We start from the raw sequence: 17,903 nt of genomic DNA on the forward strand, positions 1-17,903 counted from the left end.
GGGAAATAGAAAATAGACTTATTGCCTATTTTCTATTTCCCATTCCTTATTTACTTTTCTAACTAATTAAAAACTATATCGCAAAGTAGTACCATAAGTTCTTGGATCGCCAAGTACACCAGCATATAAACCAGAGTTACCTGCGGCAGCTTGTAATTGTTCATAATAATTTTTGTTAGCAATGTTTCTGCTCCAAACGAATATTGAGATTTTTTCTGATTTAAATCCTGCCCTAGCATTTAATAAAGAATAACCATCAACATTTAATACTTTTGAAGGAGTTGGGTTTGAAGAATAACCTGAACGGTAACTAGCGTCTGCAGCTATAAAATACCTACCAATTTTAGTTGCTAAATTACCTGGAGTGCTAAATTCTGCACCACCAGAAACATTCCATTTAGAGATACCTGGTAATCTACCACCAGAAGCATCTTTAAATGCCACTTGGGTAGATACTCCGTTAATGAGCTCAGTATGTCCAGTTTCTTCTAGAGGCAATGGCGCATTAGTGAATTTTACATATTTACCGTCAAGATAGGCTACAGCTGCATTAACTGTTAAAAATCTTTCTAATTGCAAGCTTCCATCAACTTCTAATCCTCTTACTTTTACTTTTTCTGCATTAGCCAAATAACCTCTATTTACACCTAATTGTGGAGATTGAACGTTTGTTTGGTAATCTTTAATATCTGTATTAAAACCTGTCACGTTTACTATTAAACCCTTAACAGGTTTTGTTTTAAGGCCTAGTTCATAGTGCTCTACATATTCTGGCTTTACAATGGCTAGTGACAAGTCTGCTTGTCCGTTAGAAGTAGTTGGTAAACCGCCTACGTTTACCCCAACAGGTTTATAAGCGGTAGAAAATGTTCCGTAAGCATTTATCTTATCTGTTGGGCGATAAGACAAAGTAATGTTACCAGATAGGTTATTATTATCTGTACTTATGTTAAATTGTTGATTGGCATAAACGGCCGCTTTTAGCGCAAGTAATGCAGCATCTGAAGTCTGTAATCCTCCGTAAGTTGCCCTGTTATAATCAACATCTTTTTTATCGTAGGTATACCTTAAACCTGGTAAAATGTGCAAATGATTTAAAAATTCCCAGTCAACCTGTGCAAAAACGGCAGCGCTCAACGATTTAATGGTTGAATTGGTTTTGATACCAAAGCCATCTAATAAACCTGGAGTTGAGTATAAAGCTTGTGAGCCCGTAGCAGCTGTTTGTACGAATCTCCATTGATCTTTACCAACTTCTTCTGTTTGGTTTAATCCTTTTAAATTCTGACCGAGAACAAATACACCAATTACCCCACTTAATTTTTCTGTTAGGTTACCCGCATATCTAATTTCTTGCGAATATTGATCATGACGAGAGTTTCCTTGAGATTTGGTTAATGCAGATAACTCAGAGAAATCACGATCATTTGTAGGATCCCAGTTCCAAAATCTCCAAACACTTGTTGAAGTAAGTGTTCCGTTACCTATTTTATAATCTACGTTCAATGATGCTCCACCAATCGATTGGTTCTGTTTCCAAGGCGTGTTGGTATTTATCGTTCTAGAAAAAGGGTCAATAACCGGTTGTTTATAACCTAAATCAGAAACTATTTTAGCATATTGGCGATAAGCACTTCTTTCTGTTGTTGTAACACCTGCAATTACAAGCGGATAACCTGCTGGATGCTGAATACTCACATCTCCACTTAACAATATTTGTAATTTACTTGACGGTGTGTAATAATATTGACTTTTAATACCAATGTTATTTTGACCACTATACTTACGTTCTTCTCTTGTATTGTAAATTGTACCATCTCTTTGTGTACCTGAGATAGCTAGTTTTGCAGCAAGGTTTTTTGCCAAACCACCAGAAATTGATGTTTTAGCTTGTATAAAGTTATAGTTACCAAAGCTTAGTTCTGCTTTTGCTGTTGGTACTTGAGTTGGTTTTGTTGTAGTGATGTTAAATGCACCCGCTGTGGTGTTTTTACCAAACAATGTACCCTGCGGACCACGTAAGATTTCAATTTGCTCGATATCAAGAAAATCTGTTGAGGTTGCAGCTGGACGAGCCTGATAAACTCCATCTACATAAAAACCTACACCTGGGTCGATACCATCATTAGTTAAACCGAAAGTTGAACCCAAACCTCTAATATTTAATGTAGTGTTTCTAGCATTTGATGCATATAACTGAACTGAAGGGACTAATTCCTTTAAACGATTAACGTTAAATGCACCTGCGTTTTCAGCTGCCTGACCACCAATTACAGTGATAGCAATAGGCACATCCTGTAAAACTTCTGAGCGTCTTCTTGAAGTTACTACGATTTGATCTAGTAGAGCATCTTCAACTAAAGTTAACTCTAAGGGTGTGTTTTGAAGTTTTAATACCTGAAAATCTTGTGGCTTATATCCCACAGAACTTACTTGAAGATAAAATGGAGCTTCCTGTTTTGAATTGATGCTAAAAGCACCTTTATCATCTGCACTTACAGAGATATTTGTACCTCTTATTTTTACGGTTGCGCGTGGCACAGGAGCACCATCTGCACGTTTTATGATACCTGTTATTGGACTTTGAGCAAATACAAAAGTTGCCGAAAGTATTAGTGTTAAGAGAATTAGAAAAGATAAGTACTTGTGTTTCATTGTAATTTTTGGTTTTATGTTGTATTAGAATTTCAATACCCTACTAAATCCATAGAATATATCGACAAATGTATATTATAAATCTTAACTACCAAATTTTATTTGGAATTAATTTTTAATCATCTCGTTAACGGAATTAAATATTGACTTTAATCAGTGTTCATTTTTACCGTTAAGTAGTTAGAAGATTGAAGGTTTGTGCTCAATGCAACCCTAGTCTTTTGCACTATTTTGAGTTGCCTAAACCTGATTGAAGTGGATGCCGATTCTTCTTCGGCAGCAAAGAAAAGCGGGGCTATCGTAACCGATGCCCCGCTGTATTTGATTTGCCTAATCTATGTAGTGATTAGATATTTAGATCACCCAATTAGGCGGTAAATTATCTAGTATAATTTGGTGCTTCTTTAGTTATTGTAATATCATGAGGGTGACTTTCTCTCATACCTGCTGCAGTAATTTGAACAAATTGCGCTTCTTGTAATTTTTCAATAGTAGCAGCGCCACAGTATCCCATACTTGCACGTAAGCCGCCAATGTATTGATACATTACCTCAGCCAAAGTACCTTTAAATGGCACACGACCAACGATACCTTCTGGCACTAATTTCTTGATATCATCTTCTACATCTTGGAAATAACGATCTTTTGAACCTTGCTCCATGGCTTCGATAGAGCCCATACCGCGATAAGACTTAAACTTACGACCTTCATAAATGATAGTTTCTCCTGGGCTTTCTTCTACCCCTGCAAATAACGAACCCGCCATTACCGTGCTTGCGCCTGATGCAATTGCTTTTGCAATATCTCCAGTATGCTTAATTCCACCATCTGCAATAACAGGAACTCCAGTACCTTTTAATGCTTTAGCACATTCGAAAACTGCATATAATTGAGGAACACCAACACCAGCAATGATTCTTGTAGTACAAATAGAACCCGGACCAATACCAACTTTAACAGCATCGGCACCTGCATCAGCTAAAAATTTAGCAGCAGCACCAGTGGCGATATTACCTACAATAACTTGTAAATCTGGATATTTAGCTTTTACTTCTTTTAGTTTATCAACCACCCCTTTTGAGTGACCGTGAGCAGTATCAATTGTAATTACATCAACACCCGCTTTAACTAAAGCGTCAACTCTTAATAAGGTATCCGCTGTAACTCCAACTGCAGCACCAACACGTAATCTTCCTCTTTCGTCTTTACAAGCAGCTGGATAATTTTTAACTTTTGAAATGTCTTTAAAAGTAATTAAGCCACTTAAATAACCATCAGCACTAACAACTGGTAGTTTTTCTATTTTATGATTTTGAAGAATTTCTTCAGCTTGAACTAAGTTTGTACCTTCTGGAGCAATGATTAAATTATCTTTGGTCATCACTTCAGCAATTGGTCTGGTCATATCCTTTTGGAAACGCAAATCGCGATTGGTAATGATACCTACCAATTTATTATCGGCACTAACAACAGGTATGCCTCCAATCTTATGCTCTTTCATGATTTTGAAAGCATCGGCAACTACAGCTGTTTCTAATAACGTAACTGGATCTTGGATCATTCCGCTTTCTGAACGTTTAACTTTACGTACTTCCTCAGCCTGTCTGTCAATCGTCATATTCTTGTGCAACATTCCGATGCCGCCATTTTGGGCAATAGCGATGGCTAATTCTGCTTCAGTTACAGTATCCATAGCTGCAGAAATTAAAGGAACATTTAACTTGATTTTTTTAGTTAAAAACGTTGCTGTATTAACATCACGTGGCAAAATCTCTGAGTATGCGGGAACTAACAATACGTCATCGTACGTTAAACCAGTTGCAATAAATTTATTGGGATCGAGTTGCATAGCAAATAAATTAGGAGTTCTTATTTGCAGGGCAAAGATACAAAAAAACAATGCAAATAAAAAGGTATTGTAGAAGATGCTTAAATATTAAGCTTTGCTGACAAATATTTATATTGTGCTCATTAAACTATTTAAAATTATGATACAAGAAAACCAATATTTTGAAGGTAATGTGAAGTCTTTAGGTTACGCAACTGCGGATGGAAAATCTACAATAGGAATTATTAATCCAGGCGAATACGAGTTTGGAACAGCCCAAAAAGAAATCATGCATATTATTGAGGGGGCATTATCAGCTTTGCTACCAGATAGTGAAGAATGGAAAATTTTCAATGCAGGAAGTAGATTTGAAGTAGCCGCAAATTCATCTTTCACAGTAAAAGTTGAAGCACAAACTGCATACCTGTGTCAATACAGATAAAACACCCTGAATTCTTATTTTAACCTTATTGAAATGAAAAAGATAATCCTTATTGTTTATTTTCTATTTTTTTCTGTAGTAAGTTTTGCTCAAAATTTTAAATATGCGTTTGTAAGCGATACTCATATTGGCAGTGCAAATGCAGATGAAGATTTAAGAAGAACCGTGGCCGATATTAACAATCAACCTGAATTAGAATTTACCATTATCACAGGAGACATTACTGAAATGGGAACTAATGAAGAGTTAAGACTAGCAAAGGAAATTTTATCAGGATTAAAAAAGCCCTATTACATTATGCCGGGTAACCATGACACAGGCTGGTCTGAATCTGGCGGTGTTACTTTCATCAAGGAGTTTGGCTATGATAAATTTACTTTCGATCATAAGGGTTATCGTTTTATTGGGTGCGCATCTGGCCCGTACGTACGCATGTCAGATGGTCATATCCCCAGAGATGCCACCGTTTGGCTAACCGATATTTTAAAAAAAACACCTAAAGAAATGCCTGTTATTTTTGCTAACCACTACCCTATTGATAACAGCTTAGACAATTGGTACGAGGTTACCGATAGACTAAAAACCAAAAACATTCAGTATGTTATATGTGGCCACGGGCATAATAACCATACCTACAATTTCGAAGGTATTCCTGCCACCATGGGGCGTTCTAACTTAAGGGCAAAAGATAGTATTGGTGGTTACAATGTGGTTAACATGACCAAGGATACCGTTTATTTTTCATTAAAAAAACCAATGCAAGCCTTGTTACCATCATGGCGAAAAATACCCTTAAAAACTTTTGTTCATCAAACTTTAAAAGCATACGAAAGACCAAACTATGCGATAAATAGAAAGCATGCCAAAGTAAAGGAAGTATGGACCTATCATTCTAGTGCCAATGTAGTAAACACACCTACTTGCAATGAAAATTTAGTTGTTTTTGGTAATAGTTTAGGCTTAATTGAAGCCTTGAATAAAACTACGGGTAAAAGAATTTGGAGCTATCAAACTAAAGGCGCTATTTATTCATCGCCTGTGGCCACCAAACAATTGGTTATAATTGGTTCAGGAGATGGAAACATCTACGCTTTAAATATCGCCACTGGTAAATTAGCTTGGAAAGTAACAACTGAACATTCCGTTTTGGGCTCTCCCATAATTGATGACAATACAGTTTTTATTGGCGGAAGCGATCATGTTTTTAGGGCCCTGGACATTGAAACAGGAAAGCTTATCTGGAAATACGAGGGTATTGAAGGTGCAATGGTTGGCAAACCGCTAATTTACCGAGGTAAAATCATTTTTGGTTCTTGGGGCAGGCACTTATATGCTTTAAATATAAAAACGGGAAGTCTTGCATGGAAATGGGGCAGCAATACTATGAATAGAATGTTCTCGCCTGCTATGGTTACCCCGGTTGCCACCAAGGGTGTAGTTTACATTGCCGCGCCAGATCGTTTTTTAACTGCCATTGATGTAAATAACGGTGAAACTTTATGGAGAAACAAGGAGGCAGGTGTTAGAGAATCTATTGGATTATCTGCAGATAGCACAACTATTTATGGCAAAACCATGCAAGATGAAATAGTTGGTTATAAAACTCAATCCACTGACCCTGGTGTTGCTTGGAAATTTAATGCTGGTTTTGGTTATGAACATGCTCCATCGCAATTAATTGAAAAAGACGGTAAGGTATTTTTCGGTACTAAGAGCGGAGTGGTTTATGTCTTTGACCCTAAAACCAAACAAAATTTATGGGCGCATAAGATTGATAATTCCATGGTTAACACGGTTCATGTAGTTGATGGAAATACTGTTCTTGTTAGTACAATGGATGGGAAAGTTAGCTTATTAAAAAGCAAGTAAGTCTAGGTTGAATATATATTTTATTTTAACGACAAGAAAAATACATTGAGTTTGTAGAATTCAATAAAAAAATATACCAAGCAGACAAATAAAGCTTCTCGAAAGGGAAACTTTATCTTTTTACCAAGAACTATTATTTATCTCAATCACAAGCTGAATGCTTGCATTAGAAGAAAAGAGAACATCACTTCATCAAAATTATGCGTTTTTTTAGAAGCGAAATGACAATGCAATTGTTATTGGCAGTCCCGCAATTCGCTGAAATCTTTTTGGCGTTTTTGTCATGCTGACGCAGGAAGCATTTCGACCAAAAAGTATTTCCGCTGCTGTCGGAGGCTAGGTAGTTGGGCCTCTGCAATAAAACAAGTATTAAGTAAAAAAATCTCTACGCAACTAGACATTAAAAACCTGCCTTTAATAGGCTACCATTTAAAAAATCCTGAAAAGCAGGCTTATACACATCGCCCAATTGCAGGGTTTTGGTATTATTTAAAATGATGGTATGCCCCTCCACCTTTTTAATGGCATTTTTTGCGATAATGTTAGATTTGTTAACCCTAATAAAATATTTGGGATCTAAGGCAGTCTCAATATGATTTAAACCCATATGTGTTACAAATTTTTCCTTTCCTGTATAAATAAGCACGTAATTCTTTGCTGCCTCTATATATATAATCTCTGTAGAATCAATGTAGTGGTAGGCACTTTTATTATCCGCCTTAATAAATTGCAACCTACTTTTGGTGACTTGCACACTTGAATTAACGATGGTCAAATCTTTTAAGATATAATCTATGGTAGTGGCAAACTTGGCAAATGAAATTGGTTTCAATAAATACTGAGAAGCATTTAAATCAAATGCATTTAAGGCATAACTTGGGTGGCCAGTTGTAAATACTAAAAACTTGGTTTTATCCCTTAAACTCTTAGCCAATTCAAGGCCAGATATTTCGGGCATTTCTATATCTAAAAATATAAAATCGATATTATCTTCTTTTTTAATATTGGTAAGCGCATCTAAGGCACTCACATAAGTAGTAAACACATCTAAATCTGTTATTTTATTGATATATCCAACCATTGCATCAATGGCATATTGTTCATCATCAATAACTACACATTTTAAACTCATTATTTTTCTTATTTAGATGCAAGATAAGGCATTTATTTAAAACTAAAAATTAAGTTTATATACTGTAGCAAGGCTTTCATACTAAGTTATGGGGCTTTGGTACAATATTTTTTATAGAATGTAAAAGAGTTGCTAAACTTATATCAAATCTGATAATTATGTTTTCACTTTTAAAACCCAAAAAAGTAAATATTAATACTACAGTAGCTTTGTTACTAACAGAACTAAATGTTAAAGTATGTTCAAGCACGCTAAATACTGCCTTAGAAGACCATCCAGAATACCCAAGTTTGTTATCTATTAGCGAATGCTTAACTGAATGGCGTGTTGCCAATGAAGCTTACCAAATTAACAAGGATGATTATGATCCTACGGATTTGCTATTTCCTTTTATTGCGCACTTACAACCAAACGGGGGCAATTATATACTGGTAACCGAAATCAAAGATCATCAGGTTAGCTATGGTAATGAAAAAGAGAAAAACGCTACAATGCCCGAAGCTGATTTTTTAAAGGTTTGGTCTGGTGTAGCTTTACATGCTACCCCCACCGAAAAAAGTGGCGAACCTAACTATAACAAAAACAATTTTAAGGATGTTTCAAATAAATTAAAGTTACCGCTTTTAGTTACCACTATTTTAGCAGCAATAGCACTCAGTATAAATTACCAAACTATCAATCTACAGTATAGCTTATCCATAGCCATTAAACTTGCCGGCATAAGTGTTAGTGTTTTGTTATTGATGCATAGCATAGATGCCAACAACCCATTGATACAAAATCTATGTAGCCTTGGCAGCAAGAATAGCTGCAATGCCATTTTAAAATCTGATGCAGCAAAAGTAACTCCTTGGCTAAGCTGGAGCGAAGTAGGTTTCTTTTATTTTACAGGTAGCTTTTTGTCATTGCTACTCGTCCCTTCATCCCTTTCAATCTTAACATGGCTAAATGTATTGGCATTACCATATACCATTTATTCGATAAGCTACCAATACAGACATAAAAACTGGTGTTTATTGTGCTGTACCGTTCAAGTTATTTTGATAGAAGAATTTATAATTAACTATTTCACAAATGGTGCTTTCAACCTACAATCTTCAACTTTAATTAATGTTGTACCTTCTGTTTTATTAGCATTCACATTACCCATTCTAACTTGGTCTATGCTCAAGCCAATATTACTCAAATCAGTGCTAACCCAACCTTTAAAAAAACAACTGAAAAAATTCAAGTTCAACAGTGATTTGTTTAAACAAGCGTTACAAAACCAACCTAAATATGGAGTTTCAAATGATTTAATGCCAATCACTTTAGGAAATCCAAATGCAGAAACAATAATTACCATGGTCAGCAATCCTTTTTGTGGCCCCTGTGCCAAAGCACATCAAATAGTTGATGAATGGCTAAGTTATAGAGATGATATACAACTGAAAATTATATTCTCTACCGCCAATCACGATGATGATGAAAAAACAAAGGTTTCACGCCACATCAGTGCCTTAAGCTTATTAAACGACACTAAATTAGTTGAACGAGCCTTAAATGATTGGTATAAACAAGGAGCTAAAAAATATGAGGCTTGGGCTGAAAAGTACCCAGTCGAATTTGACAAAGAGATAAGTGATGTAACAGCCAAGCAAAAAGCTTGGTGTGATTTAACGGAGATAACCTTTACCCCTACCATATTGGTTAATGGCTACAAACTACCAGAGCCTTATAGATTAGAAGATATTAAATACCTGCTGAGTTAAGTCCTCCCTGCTGGGGAGGATTTAGGAGGAGCTAAGACCTTTTGTACAAAAAGGGCAGCGAGTTGCAACAAGACTGCCCCAAAAACGAGTATCGACGTAAATCGCTACCGCTTAAGTAAACCAGGCGTGATTGGATTACAAAACCTTAGATAAAACCAAAATTAAAAATTTAAAAATGAAAAAGATGAATTTACTCAGCAAAGCTGAAATGAAAAGAGTGTTAGGTGGTAATGAAGATTTACCTGTTGAAGAAGGGTTCGATTGTAAAAAGGTTGGCTCGGCTTGTACTGGCAATGTTCAATGTTGTAGTAACGTTTGTAAAACCGATGGTTCAGCTACTACCGGTGCAAGTTGTGCTAGTGCTTAAACATTTCAATGGGGGCTGTCCGAAAAGCTTGGACACCCCCCCATTTTCATGTGGTTTATAAAGAAGAAAATCTTCAATCCGCCGATCTCAAGCGGTTGATTTGGCCTTTAAGACGTCCTCGGTACCGATGTTGCAAGTGCTGAAAAAGGTAGAACATTCATTTTCCTGTTATAGGTTTTCTTGTCCTGAAAAGCCTTTCATTATCGATTGAATATGAAAGATAATTATCCACCTAGATAAAGCTCAAAATGAGTATTTGTAATTCACAACCAATCTCTTATTTAATTACTACACAAATGAAGAATCATAAAATCCTTAACAAAACAGAAATGGCAACCATAATTGGGGGGCTTTTTGAATCTGATACCGATCCGTGCCTTGTAGTTGCAGCTCCTTGCACGTCAAACTTTCAATGTTGCTCTAATAGATGTATCTCGGACAATTCTACTGTTTTAGGGGCTTCATGCGATGCTCCATAATTGTCAATAAATTATCTTAGACGCTAATGTTTAATTCGTTCTGAAAATTTAAGCTAATAATCTTGAAGATATTTCTTTTGTTATTGATACCATTATGTTTTTTCAACATTGTATTGGCCCAAAGTAATTTGAAAATCAAAGGCTTGGCTTTTGACAGTTTCAAGGGAGTTGCTCTTTCAAAAGCGAGTGTAAGTCTGCTCCAAGAAAAAGACTCTATTCTAATGCAATTTGCTTGGACAAAAAATGAAGGATCTTTTTCGATCGAAAAATTATTACCTGGTAAATATATCTTATTAATATGCTACCCAGATTATGCTGACTATGTTGAAAAATTTGAAATTTCCTTACAGCGCCCAATAATTGATCTTGGCAATATAAATCTTATGTCTAAAGCAAAATTACTGTCCGAGGTCATTATCAAAGGACAGATTTCAGGTGTAAAAGTGAAGGGTGATACTTTAGAGTTTAATTCTAAATCATTTTACGTTGCGCCAAATGCTAAGGTTGAAGATTTATTACGGCAGATTCCTGGTCTACAGGTGGATAACAATGGAAAGATTTCTGCATATGGACAAACCGTTACAAAAGTATTGGTTGAAGGTGAAGAGTTTTTTGGTGACGATCCGACACTTGTGACCAAAAATATTAGAGCGGATATGGTAGATAAAATTCAGTTATATGATAAAAAAAGTGATAATGCAAATCTCACTGGAATCAACGATGGGGTAAAAATTAAAACAATTAACATAAAGTTAAAAGAAGACAAGAAACGGGGATACTTTTGGAAGATTGTTGGGGGTATAAGTTTATCGAGGTATCAGCAGCAACAAGCGATGTTAAATATATTTAAGAATAAATCCAAATTTTCTATATATGGAAATATAGGCAATACCGGCAAAGTTGAACTTAGTAATGCAGAAAATGATAAATATGGAATTAATAGTTTAGACCTTGATATTTTTCAGGTTGGAATTATTACCTCCTTAAATAATGATAACGCAGAATTCGTAAACGAGCATTATGAGGGTCAAGGGTTACCTAATGCACGAATTGGGGGTGTTCATTATGATCAAAAATGGAATAGCGATAAGCAAAAAATAAATGTCAACTACAAAATGGGCTTATTAAATATCAAAGGTACAAAAGATGTACTTTCTAGAAACAACCTAAGCGCAAGTGCTGTTTCAAATACAGCTAGTCAGGACTTTCAAAACGAGCTTACAAGCAAAAAAATGGATTTCGCTTACGAAATTAAGTTAGATACAGCTTCATTCTTTAAAATTACCCTTTTTGGTTCCACAAAAAATAACAATTCCAGCCAATCATTAAATACTAGTACTTTGATCGACGATTTTGGATTATTGAACCAAGGGGATAGAATCTTGGGCAATGACGGTGAACAACAGAATTTTAATGTCAACGCGCTCTATAATAGAAAATTCAAGAAGCCAAGGAGATCATTCTCCTTGCGGATCAGTCAATATTCAAGCCTAAGCAAATCAGATGGATTTTTAAATTCCAAAACCAATTACTTCTCTGAAGATAAAATTGATAGTGTTCAAAATATAAACCAGCGCAGGATCTTTCATCAAACAAGTCAAATTTTCAGCGGCACAATAAACTACACTGAACCAATCTCAAAAAATATTTCATTAATTTTAAACTATGCAAGTGGCTTAAATCGCAGTGTTTCTACTAGAAAAATTTTCAATCAAAGTAATCCAGGTTCGTATGATGTTATAGATCAATTGTATAGTAACAATTTTGATTTTGATGAGGTTGTGAATCGTCTCGGGGGCTCAATTCAATATGCCCATCAAAATCGTGAATTAAGAGTTAGTCTTTGGGCTTCTAATATAGATTTCTCTCAATTAAATAACGTTGGTGGTAATCGCTACCTAAAAAAATTCACTAATTTTGCACCCTCTGCTAGCTATTTCGTTAATATACCAAACAAAGGTTGGTTTAGCATTAGTTATTTGGGATATGCTACTCAACCCACTATTGCCCAATTACAGCCGGTTCAAATTTACGAAGATCCGACGAATTTTGTGATAGGGAATCCTTCCCTTAGGAATGCCTTCACCAATAGAATTAACTTAAATTATTTAATTTCCAGACCATTAGAGGGAAGTAGTATTAACCTAAATGGGTTTTATTATATAACTAATGATCAGATTATAAATGACATCGATGTTGATGTGGCAGGAAAGACAACCATTAGTTTTTTAAATCTGGGTTCCAGAAATACCAGTAATTTTAGTATAAGTGGTATTTATACGAAGAAAATAAAGCGTTTGGATATCAATACATCAATTGAAATAAAGATAAATTCCAATCTTGATTATAGCATCTCTAACAATGATTTAATTAAGCGAAATTTTAGCTCCTACACGTCAAGTTTTAATGTATTTAAACTTAAGCCTAAGCAATACAGCATTAATTTTACTTTGAGACCAGCATATCATCAAAGTTATTCAGCTTATGTTCCGATGCTAGACAACAGCGGTTTTGCGTTGCAAGCCAATTCGTCTTTAGGTTTATTTCTTCCCAAAGGATTTGGTTTGAATACCTCTATCAGCTATAACTATCAAGCTCAGACACATGCCTTTGGTCAGTCATTTAATGCCGTATTAGTGAATGCTTCGATTTCTAAAACATTCTTGAAACAAGAGAACCTAATATTGTCCATGTCGGGTAACGATCTGTTAAATCAAAACTCCGGCTTTTTGAGGAATGCTGTAGGATCAACGATAAATCAAAGTAATTATACAACCATCAGGCGTTATGTATTGTTTTCTCTGTCTTGGGACTTCAGTAAGTTTGGAACGGTGGATAAAACACAAAATTAATTATGAAGTTGAACAAGTTAATGATGCTATGGTTGGTTTTCAGCCTATTTCATGTCAAATTTACGTTGGCGCAAGATGATAATTTGATAACCGAAGGCATAATTGAATTTGAAAAAAGCGCTAACAAATTTGCACTAATTGAAAAGTCGCTCATCAAGTATAATTCAAATACCATGAAAGAGGAGTTTATTAAATATAAAGCTAGTCATCCACAGTTTTTAAAGCTTAAAAGTTCATTGTCGTTTTCAAGCGAAAAAACCCTCTACATGCCAAGCCGCAATAATGAAAGCGACTTAGAAAATCGATGGAATGGCAAAAATATAGTTTCTCAAATTAATACCGTTTATAATGATTTTAGCACCCATACTACAATTACTGAAAAGGAAATATATGGCGATTTTTTTTTAATAAAAGATTCCGTAAGAAAGATCACATGGAAAATAACTGATGAGACTAGAGAAATTGCCGGCTACAAATGTAGGCGAGCTAATGGAATAATCATGGATTCGATATATGTCGTTGCATTTTATACCAGCAAAATTCCTATAGAAGGAGGGCCTGAATCCTTTTCTGGCTTGCCTGGAATGATTTTAGGCGTAGCTCTACCCCATGAAAATACAACCTGGTTTGCAACAAAGGTGAATATAAAACCTGTTATTTTAAATGATAAACACGCACCTAAAAAGGGTGTTCTCACAAATTATCGTAAATTATTTATGAAATTGAAGGCTACTTTTGAAAATGATTTCAGGGCCGGGCAGGATATCCTGAAAGAACTAATGCTTTAATTTGTGTCCATTTTGCTTTAAATAGGATAAGTTTTGCGTGTTTAACTTTAAACTGAGGACGACATTGTCTATAATCAACTTATATCGAATAAATCTATAAACTAAAAATATCTTGAAAAACTTCCCCTTCTATAAACAACCTGATCAAATGGACTGCGGTCCTACCTGCCTACGCATGGTAGCCAAACATTATGGCAAAAATTTCAGTTTGCAAAGGTTAAGGGAAATCTCTGGCATTAACCGGGAGGGGGTGTCACTTTTGGGCATTAGCGAGGCAGCAGAAAAAATTGGCTTCAGGACCACTGGAACCAAGCTTACCTTGGCTCAATTGAATGAAATTGAGTTACCCGCAATCATCCACTGGAATCAAAATCACTTTGCGGTCTTATACAGAATTAAAAATGACATTTACCATATAGCAGATCCTGCAAAGGGTTTAATCCAATACAAAAAAGGGGAATTTACCAAACATTGGTTAAGTACACACAATAATGGGCATAGCCAGGGCATTGCCTTAATGTTATCCCCTACGCCCGAGTTATATGCACAAGAAGGAGATAAAACCGATGGGATTAATTTTGCCTACCTATTGCGTTACCTCTACCGTTACAAACAGCTGGTTTCTCAACTGTTTGTGGGCCTAGGCGTTGGGAGTTTATTGCAATTAATTGTTCCATTTTTAACCCAATCTATTGTAGATATAGGCATCAATACCCGTAACCTTAACTTCATCTATATTATCCTCATTGCGCAAACCATGCTGTTTTTGGGTAGAACAAGTGTAGAGTTTATCCGTTCTTGGATCCTATTGCACATCAGTACAAGAATCAATATTTCTATCCTTACTGATTTTTTAATCAAGTTGATGAAACTGCCTATGAGTTTCTTCGATGCCAAGATGACCGGAGATATAATGCAAAGAATGAACGACCAGAAGCGGATTGAGAGTTTCTTGACCGGCAGTACACTGAACATCATCTTTTCCATGTTTAACCTGGTTATATTTACAGGCGTACTGGCTTATTATAATATTAATATCTTTTTCATCTTCTTGTTGAGTAGCGTGGTTTATTCGCTTTGGGTAATGGCATTCTTGAAAAGGAGACGAGATTTGGATTTTAAACGCTTCGATATTTCTTCCAAGAACCAAAGTAGCATTGTACAACTGATTGGCGGTATGCAAGAAATTAAGCTCAATAACTGCGAACAGCAAAAACGTTGGGAATGGGAACGCTTACAGGCTGGTTTGTTTAAATACAGCATCAAGAGTTTATCATTAGGTCAAGTTCAACAGGCAGGCACGTTTTTCATCAACGAAGGCAAAAACATCGTCATCACTTTTTTGGTGGCCAAAGCTGTAATTGATGGAGATTTAACCTTGGGCGGCATGATGGCCATCCAATATATAGTAGGCCAGGTTAACAGCCCCATAGAGCAATTATTAGGTTTTATCCAACAGTTACAAGATGCCAAGATCAGTTTAGAGCGGTTAAACGAAATCCATCAAATGGATGATGAGGAACCTGTAGACAAAGTATTTTTAAAAGAGTTACCCACCAACAAAAGCATCAGCATTAAAGACTTGAGCTTTACCTATCCTGGTGCCGGCAACGAACCTGTGCTCAAGGGCATCAATCTTGATATTCATGAAGGTAAAACCACCGCAATCGTTGGGATGAGCGGTAGTGGCAAAACCACTATCTTAAAGCTTCTCTTACGGTTTTACAGTCCACAAAAGGGCGAGTTAAAAGTAGGAGCCACAAATTTAGACCAAATTGGTTACCGTTATTGGCGAGGCAAGTGTGGAACGGTAATGCAGGACGGCTTTATCTTTTCTGATACGATTGCCAAGAACATTGCCGTGGCTGATGAATACCCAGATATGGTTAAGTTACAGCATGCCATTAAAATGGCTAACATTGCCGATTTGATAGAGGGATTACCTTTGGGTTTAAGTACCAAAATTGGTGCAGAGGGCAATGGCATTAGCCAAGGCCAAAAACAAAGAATTTTGATAGCCCGGGCCGTTTACAAAAATCCAGAGTATATCTTCTTCGATGAAGCTACCAATTCCCTAGATGCTAATAACGAAAGTATCATTATGCAGAACTTGGAAGAATTCTTTAAGGGCAAAACGGTTGTCGTAGTGGCACACAGGCTCAGTACCGTTAAAAATGCAGATCATATTGTGGTACTAGATAAGGGTGTAATCATAGAGCAAGGCACGCACGCCCAATTAACACACAATAAGGGAGAATATTATCAATTGGTTAAAAATCAATTAGAGCTAAACTAACGTCATGGAACCAGAAATTAGTGTAATAAACAAGCAAATCAGCGATGAGGTTAATGAAACCATCCCTCCTATGTCCTCTCGAATACGAAAAAGCAGCATAAGCGAAACAGAAGAAAGCATCCAAACCAGCGAAGAAGTAAATGAAATCATTACAGCAGTACCCTCTTGGATCTTAAGAAGGGGGATCGCTATAATCTTTTTGATACTGCTCATGATCATTGCCTTGTCTGCTTTTATCCGCTATCCTGATATTGTAAAAACCTCATTAAAGGTAAATTCACTGAACTCTCCAAAGGCTGTTATCGCTCATCAAGCTGGCAAGTTGGTTAAAATATTAGTTAAGGATAGTGAAGTTGTAAAGGATAAACAAGCCTTGGCATTTCTTGAAAGTACGGCTAATCATAAAGATGTAATCGGTTTTTCAGAAAAATTAAAATTCTTACAGCAAAAATTAAATACTACACAGCCAATTATATCAAAAGATCTAGAAACCACAGGTTTAAACCTTGGCGAACTGCAAAATAGCTATCAATTCTTTTACCAAGAGTACCTGGCTTTTATCAATACGCAAAACGGCGGCTTTTATTTAACCCAGAAGGCTTACCTAGAAAAAGACTTAACAGAGATACGCAAGCTGCAAAACCAGATCAATCAACAACAAAAGATTCAAGAGCAAGAATATGCCAATGCAGAAGAAGAATATAAAGCCTATCAAAAATTGAAGAGCAAGAACGTTATTTCAAACAGCGAGTTTAAGCAACAAGAGAATAAATACCTTTCCAGTAAATATCCATTGCAACAATCCGCAACTGCCTTACTCAATAATAATTCAGCTTATTTGGCAAAGGAAAAAGAGGTAGCCACTTTAAACAATACGATAAAGGAACAACAATCTAAGTTTAGGCAGGCATTAAGTACAATGATGAATGAAACAGATAGCTGGATTATGAAATATGTGGTCTTATCGCCATTGGCTGGTCGTGTTGGTTATGCGGGTATTTTGCAAGAAAACCAAAATGTAAACCTTAACCAAGAGCTGTTCGTCGTTAATCCTGGAAACACTAATTTTTTCGGAGAGGTTCAAATCCCTCAATATAACATGGGCAAGGTAAGCTTGGGCCAACGAACCTTGATAAAGATGCGTAGTTTTCCTTTTGAGGAATACGGTGTCATTAATGGAAAGATCAGTTATATCACAGATGCCGCGTTAAAGGATAGTGTATTCATAGCTAAAATAGACTTCACTAATTTTGAGCAAAAAGACAGTGCCCATCCCATATTACTAAAGCCAGGCATGATGGCTGATGCCGAGATCATAACTAGAGAGAGCTCATTGCTGCAACGCTTTATGAGAAATATGACAAAAATGTTAAATAGCAATTAATAAATAGCTCAACTACCTATTAAGTCCTACTTAATCAACTCTAGCTAGCTCAATTTTAAA

11 protein-coding genes are annotated in these 17,903 nt (G+C 36.0%); 8 read left to right on the plus strand and 3 right to left on the minus strand.

The genetic code is table 11. The features are described from left to right. Positions 1 to 66 precede the first annotated feature (66 nt). Positions 67 to 2,655 (minus strand): TonB-dependent receptor, encoded by a 2,589-nt coding sequence (locus EZ428_RS07950; protein ID WP_131552622.1) that lies wholly within the window; start codon positions 2,653 to 2,655, stop codon positions 67 to 69. 379 nt (positions 2,656 to 3,034) lie between these two features. Then, entirely contained in the window at positions 3,035 to 4,504 is a 1,470-nt protein-coding gene (gene guaB, locus EZ428_RS07955; protein WP_131552623.1) for an IMP dehydrogenase, read from the minus strand. 139 nt (positions 4,505 to 4,643) lie between these two features. Between guaB and ppnP the strand changes: the two genes are divergently transcribed. Together ppnP and EZ428_RS07965 are read left to right on the plus strand one after the other, a co-directional pair. Further along, a complete protein-coding gene (gene ppnP, locus EZ428_RS07960; protein WP_131552624.1) occupies positions 4,644 to 4,925 on the plus strand; it encodes a pyrimidine/purine nucleoside phosphorylase in 282 nt (93 codons plus the stop codon). A 33-nt stretch (positions 4,926 to 4,958) separates the two neighbouring features. After that, on the plus strand, positions 4,959 to 6,794 hold the full coding sequence (locus EZ428_RS07965; protein ID WP_131552625.1) for an outer membrane protein assembly factor BamB family protein: 1,836 nt from the start codon (positions 4,959 to 4,961) through the stop codon (positions 6,792 to 6,794). Between the two features lie 400 nt (positions 6,795 to 7,194). On the opposite strand, the gene EZ428_RS07970 is transcribed toward EZ428_RS07965, so the two are convergent. Beyond that, complete coding sequence (locus EZ428_RS07970; RefSeq protein WP_131552626.1) at positions 7,195 to 7,926, minus strand: LytR/AlgR family response regulator transcription factor; 732 nt, start codon at positions 7,924 to 7,926, stop codon at positions 7,195 to 7,197. A 158-nt stretch (positions 7,927 to 8,084) separates the two neighbouring features. Here EZ428_RS07970 and EZ428_RS07975 point away from each other — a divergent pair, with 158 nt between their 5' ends. The 6 genes from EZ428_RS07975 (at position 8,085) to EZ428_RS08005 (ending at position 17,843) form a co-directional block, all read left to right on the plus strand. Continuing rightward, a complete protein-coding gene (locus tag EZ428_RS07975; protein WP_131552628.1) occupies positions 8,085 to 9,677 on the plus strand; it encodes a cysteine peptidase family C39 domain-containing protein in 1,593 nt (530 codons plus the stop codon). A gap of 175 nt (positions 9,678 to 9,852) precedes the next feature. Further along, complete coding sequence (locus tag EZ428_RS07980; RefSeq protein WP_131552629.1) at positions 9,853 to 10,044, plus strand: hypothetical protein; 192 nt, start codon at positions 9,853 to 9,855, stop codon at positions 10,042 to 10,044. Positions 10,045 to 10,585: 541 nt separating this feature from the next. Next, on the plus strand, positions 10,586 to 13,375 hold the full coding sequence (locus tag EZ428_RS07990) for an outer membrane beta-barrel protein (RefSeq protein ID WP_131552631.1): 2,790 nt from the start codon (positions 10,586 to 10,588) through the stop codon (positions 13,373 to 13,375). Between the two features lie 8 nt (positions 13,376 to 13,383). Continuing rightward, on the plus strand, positions 13,384 to 14,163 hold the full coding sequence (locus EZ428_RS07995) for a GLPGLI family protein (protein WP_165501732.1): 780 nt from the start codon (positions 13,384 to 13,386) through the stop codon (positions 14,161 to 14,163). A 112-nt stretch (positions 14,164 to 14,275) separates the two neighbouring features. Beyond that, positions 14,276 to 16,459: a peptidase domain-containing ABC transporter gene (locus EZ428_RS08000; RefSeq protein WP_131552633.1), complete on the plus strand. Its 2,184-nt coding sequence runs from the start codon at positions 14,276 to 14,278 to the stop codon at positions 16,457 to 16,459. 4 nt (positions 16,460 to 16,463) lie between these two features. Further along, positions 16,464 to 17,843, plus strand: coding sequence for an HlyD family secretion protein (locus EZ428_RS08005; RefSeq protein WP_131552634.1), 1,380 nt, complete (start codon positions 16,464 to 16,466; stop codon positions 17,841 to 17,843). The last annotated feature ends 60 nt before the right edge of the window (positions 17,844 to 17,903 follow it).

Source organism: Pedobacter frigiditerrae (assembly GCF_004331645.1).
GTDB classification, from domain to species: Bacteria; Bacteroidota; Bacteroidia; order Sphingobacteriales; family Sphingobacteriaceae; genus Pedobacter; species Pedobacter frigiditerrae.

Coding starts and splice junctions, on each gene's coding strand:
- EZ428_RS07950 (WP_131552622.1), bottom strand. CDS start 2,655: ATGAAACACAAGTACTTATCTTTTCTAATTCTCTTAACACTAATACTT.
- guaB (WP_131552623.1), bottom strand. CDS start 4,504: ATGCAACTCGATCCCAATAAATTTATTGCAACTGGTTTAACGTACGAT.
- ppnP (WP_131552624.1), top strand. CDS start 4,644: ATGATACAAGAAAACCAATATTTTGAAGGTAATGTGAAGTCTTTAGGT.
- EZ428_RS07965 (WP_131552625.1), top strand. CDS start 4,959: ATGAAAAAGATAATCCTTATTGTTTATTTTCTATTTTTTTCTGTAGTA.
- EZ428_RS07970 (WP_131552626.1), bottom strand. CDS start 7,926: ATGAGTTTAAAATGTGTAGTTATTGATGATGAACAATATGCCATTGAT.
- EZ428_RS07975 (WP_131552628.1), top strand. CDS start 8,085: ATGTTTTCACTTTTAAAACCCAAAAAAGTAAATATTAATACTACAGTA.
- EZ428_RS07980 (WP_131552629.1), top strand. CDS start 9,853: ATGAAAAAGATGAATTTACTCAGCAAAGCTGAAATGAAAAGAGTGTTA.
- EZ428_RS08005 (WP_131552634.1), top strand. CDS start 16,464: ATGGAACCAGAAATTAGTGTAATAAACAAGCAAATCAGCGATGAGGTT.